General features: G+C 64.6%; 16 protein-coding genes. 13 read left to right on the forward strand and 3 right to left on the reverse strand.

What is annotated here, in order from left to right; genetic code table 11:
* Window positions 1-9: 9 nt before the first annotated feature.
* The 12 genes from LAN37_08405 to tsaE all read left to right on the forward strand — a co-directional run bounded on the left by LAN37_08405 (window position 10) and on the right by tsaE (window position 14,029).
* Entirely contained in the window at window positions 10-606 is a 597-nt protein-coding gene (locus LAN37_08405; GenBank protein ID MBZ5647227.1) for a type 4a pilus biogenesis protein PilO, read from the forward strand.
* Between the two features lie 12 nt (window positions 607-618).
* Window positions 619-1,236 (forward strand): hypothetical protein, encoded by a 618-nt coding sequence (locus LAN37_08410; protein MBZ5647228.1) that lies wholly within the window; start codon window positions 619-621, stop codon window positions 1,234-1,236.
* A gap of 160 nt (window positions 1,237-1,396) precedes the next feature.
* Window positions 1,397-3,823: a type IV pilus secretin PilQ gene (gene pilQ / locus LAN37_08415; GenBank protein MBZ5647229.1), complete on the forward strand. Its 2,427-nt coding sequence runs from the start codon at window positions 1,397-1,399 to the stop codon at window positions 3,821-3,823.
* A gap of 128 nt (window positions 3,824-3,951) precedes the next feature.
* Window positions 3,952-5,025: a Xaa-Pro peptidase family protein gene (locus tag LAN37_08420; protein ID MBZ5647230.1), complete on the forward strand. Its 1,074-nt coding sequence runs from the start codon at window positions 3,952-3,954 to the stop codon at window positions 5,023-5,025.
* A gap of 72 nt (window positions 5,026-5,097) precedes the next feature.
* Window positions 5,098-5,577 carry an acetyl-CoA carboxylase biotin carboxyl carrier protein gene (accB, locus tag LAN37_08425; GenBank protein ID MBZ5647231.1) on the forward strand — a complete coding sequence of 160 codons (480 nt, stop codon included), beginning with the start codon at window positions 5,098-5,100 and terminating at the stop codon, window positions 5,575-5,577.
* An 18-nt stretch (window positions 5,578-5,595) separates the two neighbouring features.
* Window positions 5,596-6,951 (forward strand): acetyl-CoA carboxylase biotin carboxylase subunit, encoded by a 1,356-nt coding sequence (gene accC / locus LAN37_08430; GenBank protein ID MBZ5647232.1) that lies wholly within the window; start codon window positions 5,596-5,598, stop codon window positions 6,949-6,951.
* A gap of 56 nt (window positions 6,952-7,007) precedes the next feature.
* The gene (thiE, locus tag LAN37_08435) at window positions 7,008-7,631 is read left to right on the forward strand and encodes a thiamine phosphate synthase (protein MBZ5647233.1); all 624 of its coding nucleotides are present in this window, start codon (window positions 7,008-7,010) and stop codon (window positions 7,629-7,631) included.
* A gap of 134 nt (window positions 7,632-7,765) precedes the next feature.
* The gene (locus LAN37_08440; protein ID MBZ5647234.1) at window positions 7,766-9,202 is read left to right on the forward strand and encodes an amino acid permease; all 1,437 of its coding nucleotides are present in this window, start codon (window positions 7,766-7,768) and stop codon (window positions 9,200-9,202) included.
* 19 nt (window positions 9,203-9,221) lie between these two features.
* Window positions 9,222-10,802 (forward strand): amino acid permease, encoded by a 1,581-nt coding sequence (locus LAN37_08445; GenBank protein MBZ5647235.1) that lies wholly within the window; start codon window positions 9,222-9,224, stop codon window positions 10,800-10,802.
* 115 nt (window positions 10,803-10,917) lie between these two features.
* Window positions 10,918-11,922 carry a potassium channel protein gene (locus tag LAN37_08450; GenBank protein MBZ5647236.1) on the forward strand — a complete coding sequence of 335 codons (1,005 nt, stop codon included), beginning with the start codon at window positions 10,918-10,920 and terminating at the stop codon, window positions 11,920-11,922.
* Between the two features lie 7 nt (window positions 11,923-11,929).
* Complete coding sequence (locus LAN37_08455; GenBank protein MBZ5647237.1) at window positions 11,930-13,510, forward strand: NAD(P)H-hydrate dehydratase; 1,581 nt, start codon at window positions 11,930-11,932, stop codon at window positions 13,508-13,510.
* A 96-nt stretch (window positions 13,511-13,606) separates the two neighbouring features.
* Window positions 13,607-14,029 (forward strand): tRNA (adenosine(37)-N6)-threonylcarbamoyltransferase complex ATPase subunit type 1 TsaE, encoded by a 423-nt coding sequence (gene tsaE, locus LAN37_08460; GenBank protein MBZ5647238.1) that lies wholly within the window; start codon window positions 13,607-13,609, stop codon window positions 14,027-14,029.
* Here the strand turns inward: tsaE and LAN37_08465 are convergent, their stop codons facing one another.
* From LAN37_08465 to LAN37_08475, 3 genes are all read right to left on the reverse strand, one after another.
* Window positions 14,030-14,497, reverse strand: a complete 468-nt coding sequence (locus LAN37_08465) for a VOC family protein (protein MBZ5647239.1) — start codon at window positions 14,495-14,497, stop codon at window positions 14,030-14,032.
* 14 nt (window positions 14,498-14,511) lie between these two features.
* Window positions 14,512-15,279, reverse strand: a complete 768-nt coding sequence (locus LAN37_08470; protein MBZ5647240.1) for an enoyl-ACP reductase — start codon at window positions 15,277-15,279, stop codon at window positions 14,512-14,514.
* Between the two features lie 67 nt (window positions 15,280-15,346).
* Entirely contained in the window at window positions 15,347-16,609 is a 1,263-nt protein-coding gene (locus tag LAN37_08475; GenBank protein ID MBZ5647241.1) for an MFS transporter, read from the reverse strand.
* A 144-nt stretch (window positions 16,610-16,753) separates the two neighbouring features.
* On the opposite strand from LAN37_08475, the gene LAN37_08480 reads away from it, so the two are divergent.
* Window positions 16,754-17,377 (forward strand): hypothetical protein, encoded by a 624-nt coding sequence (locus LAN37_08480; GenBank protein ID MBZ5647242.1) that lies wholly within the window; start codon window positions 16,754-16,756, stop codon window positions 17,375-17,377.
* Window positions 17,378-17,460: the final 83 nt, after the last annotated feature.

The following is a 17,460-nucleotide window of genomic DNA, read 5'->3' on the forward strand; positions in this document are numbered from 1 at the left end:
AAAGCACAGATGGGGATCATCTTCGGCGTGGTGGTAGCGCTCTGCGCGGTCTTCTATTTCCTGGTCCTGAAGGACCAGATGGCAAAGAACGAGAAGGACCTGAAGACGGCCCAGGACAAAGAAGCCGAGGTCAAGAAGCTGGAGCCCTACCAGGCAAAACTGGAGGATCTGAACCGGCAGATCGCGAGCCTGCAACTGCAGCTTGAGATCCAGAAGAAGATCGTGCCCGACGAGAAGGAAGCGGACAAGTTCTTGAAGATGGTGCAGGACACAGCCGCGGCGGCGGGCATCGAGATCCGTCGCTACGCGCAGGAGAGCGGCAACACCAAGGAGTTCTACACCGAAGTGCCGTTTAGCCTCGATCTGGACGGCCCGTACTACTCGTTGCTGAATTTCTTCGAGCGGGTAGGCAAGTTGGAACGCATCATCAACATCGGCAACCTGAAGCTGAGCACGGTGAAGAAGCCGGCCGACGCGGGCGTGAAGGGACAGTACGCATACGCACCGAGTGAGAGCGTGGTAGCAACCTGCAAGGCGGTCACGTTCTTCAGCCATGAGGGTCCACCGCCCGCTCCGGCCAAGCCCGGTGCGCCGGCCAAGAGGTAGTTGAGGATGACCATGAAGGCGATGAAAACGATCCTGGCATTGATGGTGGCGGCGGGCGTGGCATTCGCGCAGGCCCCGGCCACGAACAAGCCGAAGGCACCGGCCAGCCAGACAGTGGCGGGCCAGGCGGCGGCCGCGCCGGCCCAGAAGCCGGCGGCCAAGGCACCCGCAGCGGCGGCCAAGGCTCCCGCGAAGCCGGCCAAGGCTCCGGCAGCGGCGGCCAAGGCACCCGCACCCAAGAAGCCAGTGGCGAAGGCAGCCGCGCCGGCCCAGAAGCCGGAGACCACCCCGGCGGCCCACAAGCCGGCCGGCAAACGCGATCCCTTCGTCAGCCCCGTGGTGCGCGCCAGTGGCGGCGGTCCGGGAGCCGTGTGCGCCACCGGCAAACGCTGCCTGGTGATCAGCGAAATGGTGTTGCGCGGCGTCATCAAGACGCCGAGTGGGATGATCGCGGTTGTGTCCAACCAGGCCAATCGCGCCTACTTCCTGAAGGAGAACGACCCGGTGTTTAACGGCGCGGTGGTCAAGATCACCGTCGATTCGGTCGTCTTCAAGGAGAACACGGTCGACAACGTCGGACGCGAAACCACTCGGGAAGTAGTCAAGCGGGTGAGCGCACCGACGGTGTAGCGAGTTTTGTCAGGAGTGCAGTAGCAGTCCAAGAGGTTGGGCCGAACCCAAGGGAGTTCAGGTTTCCGCCTCCGGCGGGACAAGGGCTAATTCTTTAGCGGCGGGGTTAAGGGACGCCGCTGCACGCGACGGACATGTCCGGAACGTGAGGAGCGACGAGATGAGGCTAAAGCAATTGCTGGGTATTCTCTTGCTGCCAGTCGTGCTGGGCACGATCGCGGCTGCTGCCGTATCGCATTTGACCGGTGTAGACGTTGCCCCCCAGGACAACGCCACCACGGTCACCATCCAGGCGAGCGGTGTCTTCACGCACACGGAATATCGGCCGTCCGACAACTTGCTGCTGGTGGATCTGGCGGGAGTGTCGGCGGGACGCATGGAAGGGAAGATGCAGGCGCTGAAGACGCCGGGCGTCACTTCCTACCGCGTCCTTGGGTTCAAGGGAGCGGGCGGCACCGACGTCGCGCGCGTGGAACTGACCCTTGCGCCGGATGCCGGGGTGCATATCAGCGAGTCGGGCCAGGCGCTAGTGGTCAAGATCACCACGCCGGCCACGACTGCGAGCGCGGCCCCGGCCCCGGCGGCAAAGTCCGCGGCTGAACCGGCTGCCAAGCCCGCCGAGAGTCATGCGGCGGCGGCTCGCTCCACGGGCCACCCGGTGGTCATCCAGAACGTCGCCATCGCCCGCAGCAAGTCCGGGATCAACGTCGAGATCGTAGGCACGGGCTCGATGACCCCGAAAGCGATGAAGCTGACGGCCCCGGACCGCGTGGTCATCGACGTCGCCAATGCCGTACCACTGCGCAAACGCGACATCGCCGTCAACAGCGGCGATGTGAAGAGCGTGCGCGTGGCGCGCTTCCAGGTGGATCCGCCGGTGACGCGCGTGGTGGTGGACCTGGCGACGGCCAAGGATTTTGAGATCGTCCCCGCAGGCCGCAAGCTCACCGTGAAGCTGCGCCCAGCCGCCGAGGTGGCGCAGCCCGCTCCAGCTCCGGCACCGGCCGCGACGCCTGCCGCCAGCGAGCTGGCCAGCGCCGCTCCGGCCACCCAGCCTGCCGCATCGCCCACCCAGCAGGGCGCCACGGCGCAGAACTTCGTGGTGGTCGAGCCGCAGTACCAGCCGAAGACCGACGCCGCCGACACCAAGCCGGCCGAGATGAAGCCGCCAAGCCGCGCCGAAGTTGCCGCGGCCAAGTTCACCCCGCCGCAACAGGATGTACCCCTGGTCAACGTGCCGCAGCCCAGCGCCGCGCTGATGCCGTCCTCGGCTGCCATCCACGCGGCCGTGCAACAGCAGGCGGCGATGCCGGCTCAACAGCCTTCTTCCACCCGTCCCAAGTTCAGCGGCGAACCGATCTCGGTCAACCTGAAGGACGTGGACCTGAAGGACTTTTTCCGCCTGATCCACGAGATCAGCGGTCTGAACATCGTGCTGGATCCCAATGTCAAAGGCACGCTGACGCTGGTGCTCGACAACGTGCCGTGGGACCAGGCGCTCGACATCGTGTTGAAGAACAACGGCCTGGAGAAGGAAATCGACGGCAACGTCCTGCGCATTGCCACGCTGGATACCATGCGCAAGGAAGCCGATGCGCAGCGCGCGCAGGTCGAAGCCCGCGCCCTGGCCGATCCCAAGATCACCGTCACCCGCGTCCTGAGCTATGCGCATTCCAAGGACGTGGTCCCGGTGATCAAGAAGTTCCTCTCCCAGCGCGGCGAGATCATCTCGGATGACCGCATCAACGCGCTGATCATCCAGGACATCCCCAGCGTGTTCCCCGCGGTGGACCGCCTGCTGGCGCAACTCGACCGCAAGACGCCGGAAGTGGAGATCGAGGCCCGCGTGGTCGCGGCCACGCGCAACTTCGCGCGTGACATCGGCACGCAGATGGGCTTCGGGTGGGGCAATAGCGTGTCAGCCGTGGGTGGCGCGGGCTCGGCGGGAACCAGTCCGCTCACTCTTACCGGCTTGACGCCGCTGTACCTCACCAACGCGGGCGGCTCGATCCCGCTCTTCTCGAATCTCCCCGCGGTGAACACGAGCAGCGGCCTCTCCTTCATCAACTTCAACAACGTCTACCGTCTGGATGCCATCCTGACCATGTCGGAGGAACGCGGCCTGCTGAAGATCCTCTCCCGCCCGCGGGTCGTGACCCAGAACAACATCACGGCCGTGGTGAAGCAGGGCGTCCGCATCCCGGTAGTGACCCTGGCACAGTTGGGCGGTCCGCCGACCACGACTTACGTGGACGCGTTCCTCCGCCTGACCGTGACCCCGCAGATCACCGCGGAGAACACCATCTTCCTGAACCTCGACGTGGAAAACACCACGCCAGACTTCAGCCATCAGGTACAAGGCAACCCGACGCTGCTTACGCAACAGGCGGTCACGCAGGTGCTGGTCAGCGACGGCGGCACGGTGGTGATCGGCGGCGTCATCCAGACGCAAAACTCGGTCACGATCCAGCAAGTGCCGCTGCTGGGCAGCATCCCCGGCCTGGGCAACCTGTTCAAGCGCCGCGCGGTGTCGACCTCGACGCAGGAGTTGATCTTCTTCATCACCCCGAAGATCATCCAGACCTAACTTGCTCACAGGACTTGGCTTGGCGGTCCGGCCCCCGCTAACCAGCGGGGGCTTTTTCATTGTTGAAAGATGATCGTAGCCTGGGGCCGGGACCGGCGATGGGCAACCATTTACAATCAATGTTTCGCATGGACCACCGCGCGCGCCAGAAACGTTTCGCCGTAACCGTTGCCCAGGCCAAAGTCGATGCCTTCCTTGTCACCCACTTGCCCAATGTCCGCTATCTCTGTGGCTTCACGGGGACTGCCGGCGTTCTGGTGCATGCTGGGGGCCGGTACGCATTCTTTACGGACGGTCGTTACATCGAGCAGGCCCGGCGCGAAGTGCAGGGTGCCCGTGTAGTGATCGCGCAGAAAGCCGCACTGGCGGCGGCTGCCGAGTGGCTCTCCCGCCGCCGCGCCCAGACGCTGGGGGTGGAGGCTGAGCACCTGACACTCTCCGCCCGTGCCAGCTTGGCCAAGATGCTCCGTTCCACGCGGCTGCGGCCGACGGTCGGCTTGGTTGAGCGCCTTCGTATGGGCAAGGATGCCGAGGAATTGAGCCTGATCCGCCGAGCGGTCCGCTTGGGCTCCAGTCTTTTCGGCGTGGCACGAGCGGCCATACGTCCCGGAGCGACGGAGTCCGATGTTGCCGCCGAGTTGGAATACCGCGCACGCCGCTCCGGGGCGGAGGGCATGGCCTTCGAAACCATCGTCGCGGCAGGGCTCCATTCGGCCTTGCCGCATTGGCGCGCTTCCTCGCAACCCATTCCAAACACAGGATTTGTGGTTCTCGACTTCGGTGTTATACTCTCCGGCTATTGTTCCGACATGACGCGTACTCTGTGGGTGGGCAAGCCCGACCGCAAGGCGCGCGCCATGTACCAGGCCGTGCTCGAGGCCCAGTTGGCAGCCATTCAGGCGGTCCGGTCGGGGACGACGGTCGGCGACGTGGATCGCGCTGCCCGGGGCGTGCTGAAGCGGGCCGGGCTGGCACGCTATTTCACCCACTCGACGGGACACGGAGTGGGGCTGGAGATCCACGAGGCTCCGCGCCTGGCCCAGGGCCAGAGCGAAGTCCTGCAGCCGGGTATGGTGGTGACCATTGAGCCCGGCGTCTATATCCCGGGAAGGGGTGGCGTCCGCATCGAGGACATGGTGGCCGTGACCGAAAGCGGCTGCGAGGTGCTGACCCCCACGACGAAGGAGTTCATCTCAATATAGGACGCGGCCGGAGTGACCGTGCCATGGCGGTCGCGCCACACGACGCATCACGGACCCATCCAGACTCATACGATGAATCAAAAAGAGCTGAAGGAACTCATCGAGTTCTTAATCGAGAAAGACATCGCCGAATTCGAGCTGGAGCGTGGCGATGTCAAGGTGCGGATCAAGCGCGCGGCCGATGTGGTTGCCGCTCCCGTTGCGGCGGAGCCGGTCACTCACATGACTCCCGCCCCGCGCCAGGCGGCCACAGCGGCCGCGGCCACGCCGGCGCCGCCCGGGCCAGCCAAGGAAGCCCCCAGCGAGGAGGGGCTACACATCGTCAAGTCGCCCATCGTGGGAACGTTCTACGAGGCGCCCTCGCCCGGAGCTCCGCCCTTCGTCAAGGTCGGCGACCAGGTGCAGGCTGGGCAGGTGCTGTGCATCGTGGAGGCCATGAAGCTGATGAACGAGATCGAGGCCGATGCCTCCGGCGAGATCGTCAAGAAGATGGTGCAGAACGGGCAGCCGGTTGAATACGCGCAGCCTCTATTCGCCATCCGCACGGCGTAGAGGTCCCCGCTCTTGCCCATGTTCAAGAAGATCCTGATCGCGAACCGAGGGGAGATCGCCCTGCGGGTCATCTGCGCCTGCAAGGAGCTGGGCATCAAGTCGGTCGCGGTGTACAGCGAGGCCGACCGGAACTCACTGCACGTGCGCTTCGCCGATGAGGCCATCTGCATCGGCCCGCCCAAGTCGAGCGAGAGTTACCTCAACATCCCCGCGGTGATCAGCGCCGCCGAGATCACCAACGTAGATGCCATCCATCCCGGTTACGGCCTGCTCAGCGAGAACGCCAACTTCGCTGAGGTCTGCGAGACCTCCGACATCGCCTTCATCGGCCCGCCGCCTGAGATCACGCGCCTGATGGGTGAAAAGGAGAAGGCGCGCAACACCATGAAGAAGATCGGGGTGCCCATCCTCCCCGGCAGCGAGGGCGTGGTCGGCAGCGGCGCCGAGGCGCTGGAGTGGGCGCGCCAGGTCGGCTTCCCGGTGATCGTGAAGGCGTCGGCAGGCGGAGGCGGGCGCGGCATGCGCGTGATCCGCACCGAACAGGAGCTGCCCAACCTGTTCCACGCCGCGCAGTCGGAGGCGGCCGCGGCCTTCGGCAACGGCGATCTCTACATGGAAAAATACGTCGAGCATCCGCGCCACATCGAGTTCCAGATCCTGGCCGACAAGTACCGCAACGTCGTCAGCCTGGGGGAGCGCGAGTGCACCATCCAGCGGCGCCACCAGAAGCTGCTGGAAGAATCACCCTCGGTGAAGATGACGCCGCTGCTTCGCCAGCAGATCGGCGACACGCTGTGCTCCGCACTGGCGGAGATCGGCTATGAAAACGCAGGCACCGTCGAGTTCCTCATGGACGAGGACGGCAGCCTGTACTTCATCGAGATGAACACCCGGATCCAGGTCGAGCACCCCGTGACCGAGATGACCACCGATGTGGACCTGGTGAAGAGCCAGATCCTGCTGGCTGCGGGCGACCGCCTGGAGGACGTCTTGCAGGTCCCGGTGGTGCACCGCGGACACGCCATCGAGTGCCGCATCAACGCGGAGCATCCGGAGAGCTTCACGCCCTCGCCCGGCACTATCACCACGTGGAATCCACCGGGCGGGACGGGGGTGCGGGTGGACAGCGCCCAATACTCCGAGGGCGTCGTCCCGCCCTACTACGATTCCCTCATCGCCAAGCTGGTGGCCCGCGGCAAGGACCGCGAAGAGGCCATCTCGCGCATGGCTCGCGCATTGGAGATGTTCATCGTCGAGGGCATCCAGACCTCCATTCCGCTGCACCGCAAGATCCTGGCTGACCCCGATTTCCGGGCCGGGAAGTTCGACACCAAGTTCATGGAACGCTTCATGCCGAGGAAGAACAACCCTTGATCGGTCCGCGGGAAACCTGGGGGCAGGAGACAGGAGGCCTCAGGCACAGGCCGAGAATCGTTCTGCCCAGGTTGTATGCCATCGTGGACTTCGGGTGCTTTGCCGGGACAGAAAATGTCACCGCCGAACTCGTTCGCTTCACAGATGAGCTGCTCGCGGGTGGGGCCACTCTGATCCAGTACAGGAATAAGCAGGGCGACGCGCGGGAGATGCTGGCCCAGGCTCGCGAACTCCGTCGAGTGTGCGGCACGAAAGCCAGGCTGATCATGAACGATCGGGCGGACCTTTGCCTGGCCGCCGCGTACGAAGGCGTGCACGTCGGGCAGGAAGATCTGTCGCCAGAGGGCGCGCGAGCCATCGTCGGAGATCGGCTCTGGGTGGGCGTTTCCACGCATTCGATTGAGCAGCTCAGGGCCGCCGATCGCAGCCCGTCGGACTACCTCGCGATCGGCCCCGTCTTCGCCACGTCCAGCAAGGAACACCCGGACCCGGTGGTGGGGCTGGAGGGCGTCAAAGCGGCGCGGGCCGCCACCCGTACGCCGCTGGTGGCTATCGGGGGCATCACCCAAGCGAGTTGCCGCTCGGTCATCGACGCCGGCGCCGACGCGGTGGCGGTCATCTCGGACCTGCTCCAGTCGCCGCGCAAATCGGTGGAAGAATTTCTTCGCATCTTAGGTTAGAGTCTTCCGACTGCGGCACGTCCACGCGCTCAGGAAAGCGGACCGTGAGTACAGAAACGAACGTGGCCCCCATTCCGACGCAAGATCAGGAACTGGTCAAGGGGTTGGGACTGACCAGCGCCACCACCCTGGTCATGGGATCCATGATCGGCTCCGGGGTGTTCATCGTTGCGGCTGACATCGCCCGACAGGTGGACTCTCCCGGCCTGCTGATTGCTGCCTGGCTGGTGACCGGCTTCATGACCATCACCGCGGCGCTGGCCTACGGGGAGCTCGCGGCCATGATGCCCAAGGCCGGCGGGCAGTACGTCTACCTGCGCGAGGCGCTGGGGCCGCTGTGGGGGTTCCTGTACGGCTGGACGCTGTTCCTCGTCATCCAGACCGGCACCATCGCGGCGGTTGGGGTGGCATTCGGCAAGTTCCTCGGCGTCTTCTTTCCTTCCGTCTCTTCGACGAACTGGATCCTCCACTTTTGGAAGGCGCCGCCGATCCATATCGGCCCCATGGTGCTGGGCAACATGGACGTGGGGCTAAACACCCAGAACCTGGTAGCCATCGCCATCATCTGGCTGCTGACCGTCGTAAACGTGTTCGGAGTGAAGACCGGCGCAATGGTGCAGAACGTTTTCACCATCACCAAGGTGTTCTCGCTGGCGCTGCTGATCGTTGTGGGCTTCATGGTTGGCCGGAATCCGGCGGCGGTTGCGGCCAACTTCAATCATTTCTGGGCCGTCGGCCCGGGCCACGCCGATCTCGGCATCGTCTCCGGGTTCCTGCTGGTGGCCACACTCATCTCCGTGGCGCAGGTGGGCTCGTTGTTCTCCGCCGACGCCTGGAACAACGTGACCTTCACCGCCGGGGAAGTGAAGAACCCAAAGCGCGACCTGCCGCTGTCGCTGGCGCTCGGCACCGGCGTCGTGATCCTGCTGTACGTGCTGGCGAATTACGTGTACGTGAACGTACTGCCGTTGCATGGTGTCCCCAACGGCGCCACGGTGATGGCGCGTGGCATCCAGTACGCCACCGAGGACCGCGTGGGCACGGCGGTGATGCAGGTGATGTTCGGAGCCACAGGCGCGGCCATCATGGCCATCGCCATCATGGTCTCCACCTTCGGCTGCAACAATGGCCTTATCCTCTCGGGCGCGCGCGTCTACTACGCCATGGCCAAGGATGGTCTCTTCTTTCACTCGGTAGGACGCGTCCACCCCGTCTACCGCACCCCGGTCACTTCCCTGATGGTGCAGGCCGGCTGGACCTCGATCCTGTGTCTCTCCGGGACGTACGGCCAGTTGCTGGACTACATCGTCTTCGCCGTGCTGGTTTTCTACATTTTGACCATCGTCGGCTTGTTCGTCCTACGGCGGACCCAGCCCAACGCCGAGCGCCCCTACCGCGCCATCGGCTACCCGGTGCTGCCCGCGATCTACATCTGCATGGCTTTGTTTATCGATATCGTGCTGTTACGCTACAAACCGCAATACACTTGGCCGGGGCTGATCATCGTGCTTCTGGGTATCCCGGTCTATTTCCTCTGGTCGAGCCGCGGGACGCGCGCAGTTCGCGCCTGATGGCAAGGAGAGACACTGAATGGCGAATCTGCTTGCGACCAAGCCGCTGAACGTACTCATGGCGGAATCGCAGGAGACGGGCGAACACAGCCTGAAACGGGCTCTGGGCGCACTCAACCTGATCATGCTGGGCATCGGCGCCATTATCGGCGCCGGCATCTTCGTACTGACCGGCGCGGCCGCCGCGCAGTATGCCGGACCCGCGATTGTGTTTTCGTACGTGCTGGCGGGTGTGGCCTGCGCCTTTGCTGGGCTGTGCTACGCCGAATTCGCCGCCCTGATCCCCATCGCCGGGTCTGCATATACCTATGGGTACGCGACGTTGGGCGAGATCTTCGCCTGGATCATCGGCTGGGACCTGATCCTGGAGTATGCGTTCGGGGCGGCCACGGTTGCCTCCGGGTGGAGCAGCACGCTGGTGGCATTCCTCCAGGACTACAACATCAAACTGCCGCCGCAGATCTGCGACACGCCCGGCTCGATCTGGGTGCTCTACCAGGACCGATGGGCGCCGTTGAACACACTCAAGCCCGTGCTGGATGCGGCTAACATCGATTGGCACACGCTGCCGCACGCGACGGCGGCTTTCAACCTGCTGGCATTTTTGGCGATCGCCGCCGTGACCACGATCCTGGTGATCGGCATCAAGGAGTCGGCGAACTTCAACACCGGTGTGGTCTTTGTGAAGCTATTTGCGGTGCTTACGTTCATCGCGGTCGCCGCGGCCTACGTCCTCAAGCACCCGGATACGGCAACGGCGAATTGGCATCCCTTCATTCCGCCGAATCAAGGGGTCTTCGGAAAATACGGTTGGTCGGGGATCGCACGAGCAGCCGGAGTCGTGTTCTTCGCCTACATCGGATTCGACGCGGTTTCGACGGCCGCGCAGGAGGCGAAGAATCCCAAACGGGACATGCCCATCGGCATCCTGGGATCGCTGGGGATCTGCACTTTTCTCTACATCCTGGTTTCCTGGTTGCTGACCGGGCTGATGCATTATGACCGGCTGAACGTGGGCGCGCCAGTGTCGCTGGCCATCCATGAGACCGGCGTGAAATGGGGCAGCTACGTGGTCAACGCGGGCGCGCTCGCCGGCCTGAGCACGGTGATGCTGGTGATGTTGCTCGGCCAATCGCGCGTCTTCTATTCGATGTCGCGTGACGGGCTGCTGTGGAAGTGGGCGGGTGAGATCCATCCGCGCTTTCGCACGCCGTGGAAGTCGTCGATCATCGTGGGTCTTTTCGTCGCCATCTTCGCATCGCTCATCCCGATCGGCGTCCTGGGCGAACTCGTCAGCATCGGGACGCTGCTTGCGTTCGTGATCGTGTCTGCCGGCGTGTGGGTGCTGCGCCGCCGCCGCCCCGACCTGCCGCGTCCCTTCCGGACGCCTTGGGTGCCGTTCACGCCCATCATGGCGATCGTTGTCTCGTTCCTGATGATGGCCGCTCTGCCAAAAGACACCTGGATCCGGTTGGTCGTATGGCTGATCATCGGCATGGTCATCTATTTCGGTTATGGCCGACATCACAGCCGCGTGCAGCGCGGCGAGTATGAGGTTTCTGCGGCGCCCAACGGCGCGACCACCGAGACGGCCGACTAGCGTATCGCTTCCGGCCCCCCGCTTCTTGCGCGGAGGGCCGTTTTTATTGGCCCGCTCCTGTCCCGTCACTGTCCTGCTGAGCGCCGCTGGCATACAATCGCCCGTTCTCACGAACATGCGAGCCCTGCGCAACTTCAAGGTCCTGGTGGCCGCCATCCTCGTCCTGATGGTGATCGGGATGACCGGCTTCCATCTCATCGAGGGGTGGACGTGGTTCGACGGCTTCTACATGGTGCTGACCACGTTCACCACGATCGGCTACCAGGAAGTGCACCCGCTCTCGCACACAGGGCGGATCTTCAATGTCTTCCTCATCATCTGCGGCGTGGGACTGGTGTTCCTGATCATCGGGACCCTTACCCAGGCTTTGTTAGAATTCGAGCTCGGCAACCTTTACGGAAGGCGAAAAATGGAGCGCGAGATCGCAAAGCTTTCCGGCCATTACATCCTGTGCGGCGCGGGGCGCGTGGGACGCAGCGCGGCACGCGCACTGGCGCGCGAGCCGGCGCCCTTCGTCATCATCGAGAACAACCAGGCCAAGCTCCCGCAGCTGGACCCGGGCTGGCTGACCATCCTCGGCGACGCCACCCAGGAGAAGGTGCTGCGCGACGCCAACATCGCACAGGCGCGAGGGCTGGTGGCCGCGACCACGACCGACGCCACCAACATTTACATCGTCCTGACCGCGCGTACCATCTGTCCCGGGCTGCGGATCATCGCCCGCGCCAGCGAAGAGGACGCGGAGAAGCACCTGCTGAAGGCAGGCGCGGATTCGGTCATCTCGCCCTATTCCTTCGCCGGACACCGCATCGCGCAGTCGTTCCTGCGGCCGGCGGTGCTCGATTTTCTCGACATCGCCACGGCACGCCAGGGCCATCTCGGCCTGGAGATCGAGGAGGTCTTCATCGATCCGGCGTCCTCCGTAGCGGGCACGACCATCGGCAGTTCGAAGCTCCGGCAGGAAATGGGCGTGATCGTGCTCGCCATCAAGCGCAATGCGGGCATGGTATTCAACCCTGCGCCGGACGACCGCATCGAGCCTGGCGACTACCTCATCGCCATGGGCGAGCCCAACAGCCTGCGCCGTCTGGAAGAAACGGCGCGTGCCGCGCGAGGCTGATCTCACAATGAAGATCGTCACCGCCGCCGAAATGCGCGAGATCGACCGCGTCACCAGCGAGCGCCACGGCGTCCCCTCGCTCACCCTGATGGAGAACGCGGGCGCCGCGGTAGCGGAGTTCGTGCTCGGGCGCTATCCGCAGGCGAACCGGATCGGCATCGTGTGCGGCAGGGGAAACAACGGCGGAGACGGCTTCGTCGCGGCGCGAAAGCTGCGGGAGGCGGGCAGGGCAGTGACGGTCATCCTGCTTGCCGACCCGTCCGAACTCAAGGGCGACGCGGCGGAGATGTTCCAGCGCATGGGCCACTCGCCACTGGTCATCAAGTCGGTGGGCGAGTTCCGATCCGAGGCGGCGCGCAAGGCGCTCGCCGGCGACATTCTGATCGACGCGATCCTGGGCACGGGCTTCCGCCCTCCGGTGACCGAACTCTATGCCGACGCGATCCATGCGCTGAACGCGACGGGCCTGCCCGTGGTAGCCGTCGATATTCCGTCGGGTGCGGACGCGGATGCAATGGCGCCCCCCGCGGAGAAAGACCTCGTAGCCCGCGCCGACGCGGTGGTGACCTTCACCGCCCCTCGTCCCGCGCACATCTTCGCTAACCTGACCGCCGGCCCGATCGTTTGCTCGCGGATCGGCTCCCCCGACCAGGCCATCGCGTCCCAACTCAAGCTGGAGGTGGTGACCGCGGGCGACGTCGCGCGCTTTGCCGAGCGGCGCGATCCCGAAGCGCACAAGGGCAGCTTTGGACATGTGCTGGTGGTCGGCGGTTCGACCGGCAAGGCGGGAGCGGCGGCGATGGCGGGCATGGCGGCACTGCGCTCCGGCGCCGGGCTGGTGACGGTCGCCACAGCGAAATCGGTGCTGCCCACTGTGGCGGGCTTTGCGCCGGAGATCATGACCGAGCCGCTGGCCGAGACGGAAACCGGAGCCATCTCCATGCGCGCCCTCGAGTACGGCCGGTTCGACGCCCTCGTCGAGGGCAAAACTGTCATCGCCCTCGGCCCCGGCTTCTCCCGCCACACTGAGGCGGCGCAGTTCGCACGCTCCGTCTTCGACCTGCATTACCTGCCGCTGGTCATCGACGCCGACGGGCTGAACGCCTTTGAGGGCTGCCCGGCCAAGCTCGACGGCCACCGCCGGCCCCTGGTGCTCACGCCGCATCCCGGCGAAATGGCCCGTCTGACGGGGCTTTCCACGCGTGACATCCAGAAGGACCGCGTCGCCATTGCGCGCAAGTTCGCCCTGGAGCGGCACGCGATCGTGGTGTTGAAGGGCCACCGCACGGTCATCGCGCAGCCGGACGGCCCGACCTGGATCAACCCTACCGGCAACCCCGGCATGGCCTCCGGCGGCACCGGCGACGTGCTCACCGGGATGATCTCCGGCTTCATCGCGCAGAACCCAAAAGACATCCTGGGCGCTGTGCTTGCGGGTGTCTTTCTTCACGGGCTAGGGGGGGACATCGCGCGCAACCTGGTGGGCGAGCAATCGCTGGTGGCGACCGACATCCTGGCCATGTTGCCCCTGGCCTTCGACCGCGTGCGCCAGCGGGCAAAGGAAAAATTCGTTCTGATCTCCGAATAAGACCATTTCACCGCAGAGCACGCAGAGAACGCCCAGGAAATGAAAACGAAAAATCTCTCCGTTCTCTGCGTTCTCTGCGGTTAATCTTCTTACTTGATGGAATTCACGACACATTCGGCGGAGGAGACGACTGCTCTAGGGCGGACGCTGGCCGAGCACATGAAACCGCCCAAGATGACGCTGCTGCGCGGCGACTTGGGTGCGGGCAAGACCACGCTCATCAAGGGCATCGTGGAGGGATTCAAGGCCGCCGAACAGGAAGACGTCACCAGCCCGACCTTCACCCTCATCCGCGAGTACCGCGGCCCGGGAGTCACGGTCTATCACATCGATCTTTACCGCGTGGACACGCAGCACGAACTAGAGACATTGGGGATCGACGATCTTTTCGCCGACGATGCCGTCCTGCTGATCGAGTGGGGGGACAAGTTCGAGCGCTTTAGGCGCGAGTGTGACGTGGAGATCGCGATCGAACGCACGGGCGACAACTCGCGACGCATCACCCTCACGCCGCGCTGACTACTTGCTCTGCGCCATCGCCGCCGCGCGCCGCTGCAACTCGTCGTCAGCCACATCTTCTTTATGCGTGGCGATGTACCACGTGTGCCCGAACGGGTCCTCGACGCCCCCGATTCGATCCCCGTAAAACTGGTCGGCCACCGCACGTTTCAGCTTGGCGCCGGCCGCGACCGCTTGCTCGACGACCCGGTCCACATCGGGGACGTACACCAGGAAATTGACCGGCGAGCCGCCGATCGTCTCCGGGCTGCGCGCGCCCATCTCAGGATACTCGTCAGCCAGACAGACGCGCGATTCGCCGATCTGGATCTCAGCATGCCCGATCTTGCCGCCCGTGCCGGCGATGCGCATCAACTCCTTCGCCCCAAATGCCCTCCGGTAGAAGTCGATTGCCCGCGCCGCGTCACGCACGATGAGGTACGGTGTGACCGTGTGATAGCCCTCAGGTTTGTAATTCACTGTTGCCATTGCAACCCCCACAATCAGAAGCCCATGATGTTGTAGCCGCAGTCCACGTAGATGACTTCGCCGGTGATGGCGGCGGCGCCGTCGGAGGCCAGGAAGGCGGCAGTCTCCCCAACCTCCAGAGGATCGACATTTCGTTTCAGGGGAGCGCGCTCGGCGTGCGACTTCAGCATCTCGCCCAGGCCCGAAATCCCGCGCGCAGCAAGGGTCTTGATCGGTCCCGCCGAGATGGCGTTCACCCGGATCTTCTTCGGGCCGAGGTCGTTCGCCAGGTAGCGCACGGTCGCTTCCAACGCCGCCTTGGCCACGCCCATCACGTTGTAATGAGGGACGACCTTTTCGGCTCCGTAGTAGGTCAGGGTGATGATGCTGCCGCCGTCTTCCATGAGGGGCAGGGCGGCGCGCGCGACCGCGATCAGAGAGTACACGCTGATGTCGTGCGCCACGCGGAAGCCCTCGCGGCTGGTATTGATGAAGTCGCCCTTCAGTTCCTCGGCGGGCGCATAGGCCACCGAGTGCACCAGCGTGTGCAGCTTGCCGTAGCGCGACTTCAACTGCTCGAACAGGCGGATGATCTCTTCATCCTTGGAGACGTCGCACATGAACGCTTCGGCGCCAGGCAGTGACTGGATGAGGTCCTTGGCTTCCTGCTCCAGGCGCTCGTTCTGATAGGTGATGGCGAGCTTGGCGCCCGCCGCCTGGAGCTTCTGCGCGATCGCCCAGGCGATCGAGCGCTTGTTGGCGACGCCGAAAACCACGGCCGTACGTCCTTCCAAGCTGGACATGCGTTCTCCTGTAAAACCGAAGAGCATACCAGAATGAAGAAGTACTCAGTACTCGGTACTCAGCGCCTTAGGCTTCGGCCGACTCGGCGACAGAATCGGATGGGATCTTCGCCGGCGCAGCGACCGGCCAACCGGCGGTCAGCGCGGCGACGGCGTACATGAGCCCGATGATGGCGAACCCCAGGGCCAGCGAGATATGGTGCGCCACCGCACCCACGGTCAGGCTGGTGACCAGTTGCAGCAGCGTGCCCAGAAAGTAGAACGTGTTCTGCACCCGTCCCATGAAGTGCTTGGGGACCATCTCCATCATGCTGGAGGAGATGCCGACGCCGCCAACGCCGCGCCCCGAGCCCATCACGATGTAACAGAGGACCGCGATGGGAAGCACGCGAGAGTAAGGCGCAAGCGTGAGGCTGCACGCCAGCAGTGCCATAGCCCAGGCCACAGCGCGGCGGCCGCGCAGCCAGCGGATGACCGATGGGACGTACAGCGCGCTGCTAACGGCCCCGATCGCCCATCCCGCATTCAGCCAGCCATAGCCCTTCGCCCCCGCGTGCAGGATGCGGTCGCTGAGCGGCGCGGTAGCCACGCCCTGGGTCAGCATGCCGGCAATGAACAACGCCCACGAGATCCCCAGCAGCACGATGTACCGCCTCCCGCGCAAGTAGAGGATGCCCTCGTGCAGTTCGTGCAGGAAGTGTCTCCAGGATCCCTGGGCGACATCCGGGGGCAGCTCGCGCTGGACCGCCACGACGACTCTGCCCTTGCGCACGGCGAAGTAGCACAGCAGGGAAACGACGTAGGTGGTGACGTCGATGGCCAGCACGCCGCCCAGGTGGATGTGCTCATACACGAATCCGACCAGCGCGCCGGCGATCATCCAGCCGCCTTGCAGGCCGGCCAGCAGCATGGTGTTGGCGCCCACGAATTCGGATTCGGGAGCCAGCTCCTGGATCAGGGCAGTGATGGTGGGCCAGAACATCCAGAACCCGGCGGCCACCAGCATGCCCATGGCGTACAGATGCCACAGCTGGACCCGGTGAGTGAACGCCAGCACCGCCACCACGGCGATGACCAGGCCGCGGCCGGCGTCGAGCAGCATCACCAGCCGTCGCCTGTCCTCGCGGTCGATGATAACGCCGGTGAAGGGAAGCATGAGCATGGCCGGGATGGTCTGCAATACGACCAGCGCGCCCAGGCTCATCTCCGAATGAGTCGCCTGGAGGATGAACCAGGTGACCGCGGCGGTGTTCATCCCGCTGCCGATCATGGAGACCAGGTTGGCGGCGAATATGAGCTTCAGCCCGCGATGTTGCAGAACACGGCGCATCTGAACCAAATCTACTCGAAAATTCTGCCGGGAGAAACCTGACATTGGACGTTGGGACCTGTCCTTCGGATAGGCGGACAGGGTCTGATTCCTGCCGGCAAGATCAGGAATCATCCGATAATACTTGGAGGAACGGGGGCGAACGTGAACGCGGGAACGGCCAAGGGACACATCGCATGCGCCGTCGTCTGCGCCAGCGCACTGTGCGCCGCGGCCGCGCCTCCCCGCCTGCCCATGCCCACCGCCTTTCACGAGGGGGCGGCTGTTACCGTAGAAATCGAGCGACCGGCCAGGGGCCAGCGCACGCTGGAGTTCGGACCGTGGCAGCTCGGGATCTATCCCCGCAATGAGCGCCCGCGCGACCGCCGGCTCAACCTGTACGTCGTCATCCCAGGGAAGCAGCACCACGCCGACGGATGGGACGACTACGACCACAACATGATCGTCAATGCCATTCCCGTGGGCGACGATCTGGTGGAGTGGGACGTGTACTGGGTGCTAGTGCTTGATCCGCACATGGGGCAGGACTTCCGCAGCGAACGCGACCTGCTGCTGGCGGCGCAGGAGCGCTTCACCCCGGGCGACCTCTTTGAGTTCGACGACGTCCCCTCCAATGCCGTGCTTCGAGACTACCTGCACATCGACTCGCTCGCCGGGTTGGAGCGCTACCGCTATCAGGACGGCACCCTGCCCCGGATCCTGGTCTTGCCCGCCGGTTGCGTCGTGCGGATGAAAGTGGCGCCGCCCGCCGCCGCAGCGGGCAAGTAAGTCCTCGCGGCTCCCTCCGGGCTCGTTTCCAGCGCGTCGATCTGAACACCCCAGTGACTTCACACGTTGCGCCGGGCCTGTGT

This window comes from Terriglobia bacterium (genome assembly GCA_020073495.1).
GTDB lineage: Bacteria > Acidobacteriota > Terriglobia > Terriglobales > Acidobacteriaceae > JAIQFD01.

Excerpts from the sequence above, each read along its gene's own strand:
- LAN37_08405 (MBZ5647227.1), top strand. The coding sequence starts at position 10 with ATGGGGATCATCTTCGGCGTGGTGGTAGCGCTCTGCGCGGTCTTCTAT.
- LAN37_08450 (MBZ5647236.1), top strand. The coding sequence starts at position 10,918 with ATGCGAGCCCTGCGCAACTTCAAGGTCCTGGTGGCCGCCATCCTCGTC.
- LAN37_08410 (MBZ5647228.1), top strand. The coding sequence starts at position 619 with ATGAAGGCGATGAAAACGATCCTGGCATTGATGGTGGCGGCGGGCGTG.
- accC (MBZ5647232.1), top strand. The coding sequence starts at position 5,596 with ATGTTCAAGAAGATCCTGATCGCGAACCGAGGGGAGATCGCCCTGCGG.
- LAN37_08420 (MBZ5647230.1), top strand. The coding sequence starts at position 3,952 with ATGGACCACCGCGCGCGCCAGAAACGTTTCGCCGTAACCGTTGCCCAG.
- LAN37_08470 (MBZ5647240.1), bottom strand. The coding sequence starts at position 15,279 with ATGTCCAGCTTGGAAGGACGTACGGCCGTGGTTTTCGGCGTCGCCAAC.
- LAN37_08445 (MBZ5647235.1), top strand. The coding sequence starts at position 9,222 with ATGGCGAATCTGCTTGCGACCAAGCCGCTGAACGTACTCATGGCGGAA.
- LAN37_08465 (MBZ5647239.1), bottom strand. The coding sequence starts at position 14,497 with ATGGCAACAGTGAATTACAAACCTGAGGGCTATCACACGGTCACACCG.
- pilQ (MBZ5647229.1), top strand. The coding sequence starts at position 1,397 with ATGAGGCTAAAGCAATTGCTGGGTATTCTCTTGCTGCCAGTCGTGCTG.
- accB (MBZ5647231.1), top strand. The coding sequence starts at position 5,098 with ATGAATCAAAAAGAGCTGAAGGAACTCATCGAGTTCTTAATCGAGAAA.
- LAN37_08440 (MBZ5647234.1), top strand. The coding sequence starts at position 7,766 with ATGGGATCCATGATCGGCTCCGGGGTGTTCATCGTTGCGGCTGACATC.
- LAN37_08455 (MBZ5647237.1), top strand. The coding sequence starts at position 11,930 with ATGAAGATCGTCACCGCCGCCGAAATGCGCGAGATCGACCGCGTCACC.
- tsaE (MBZ5647238.1), top strand. The coding sequence starts at position 13,607 with ATGGAATTCACGACACATTCGGCGGAGGAGACGACTGCTCTAGGGCGG.
- LAN37_08475 (MBZ5647241.1), bottom strand. The coding sequence starts at position 16,609 with ATGCGCCGTGTTCTGCAACATCGCGGGCTGAAGCTCATATTCGCCGCC.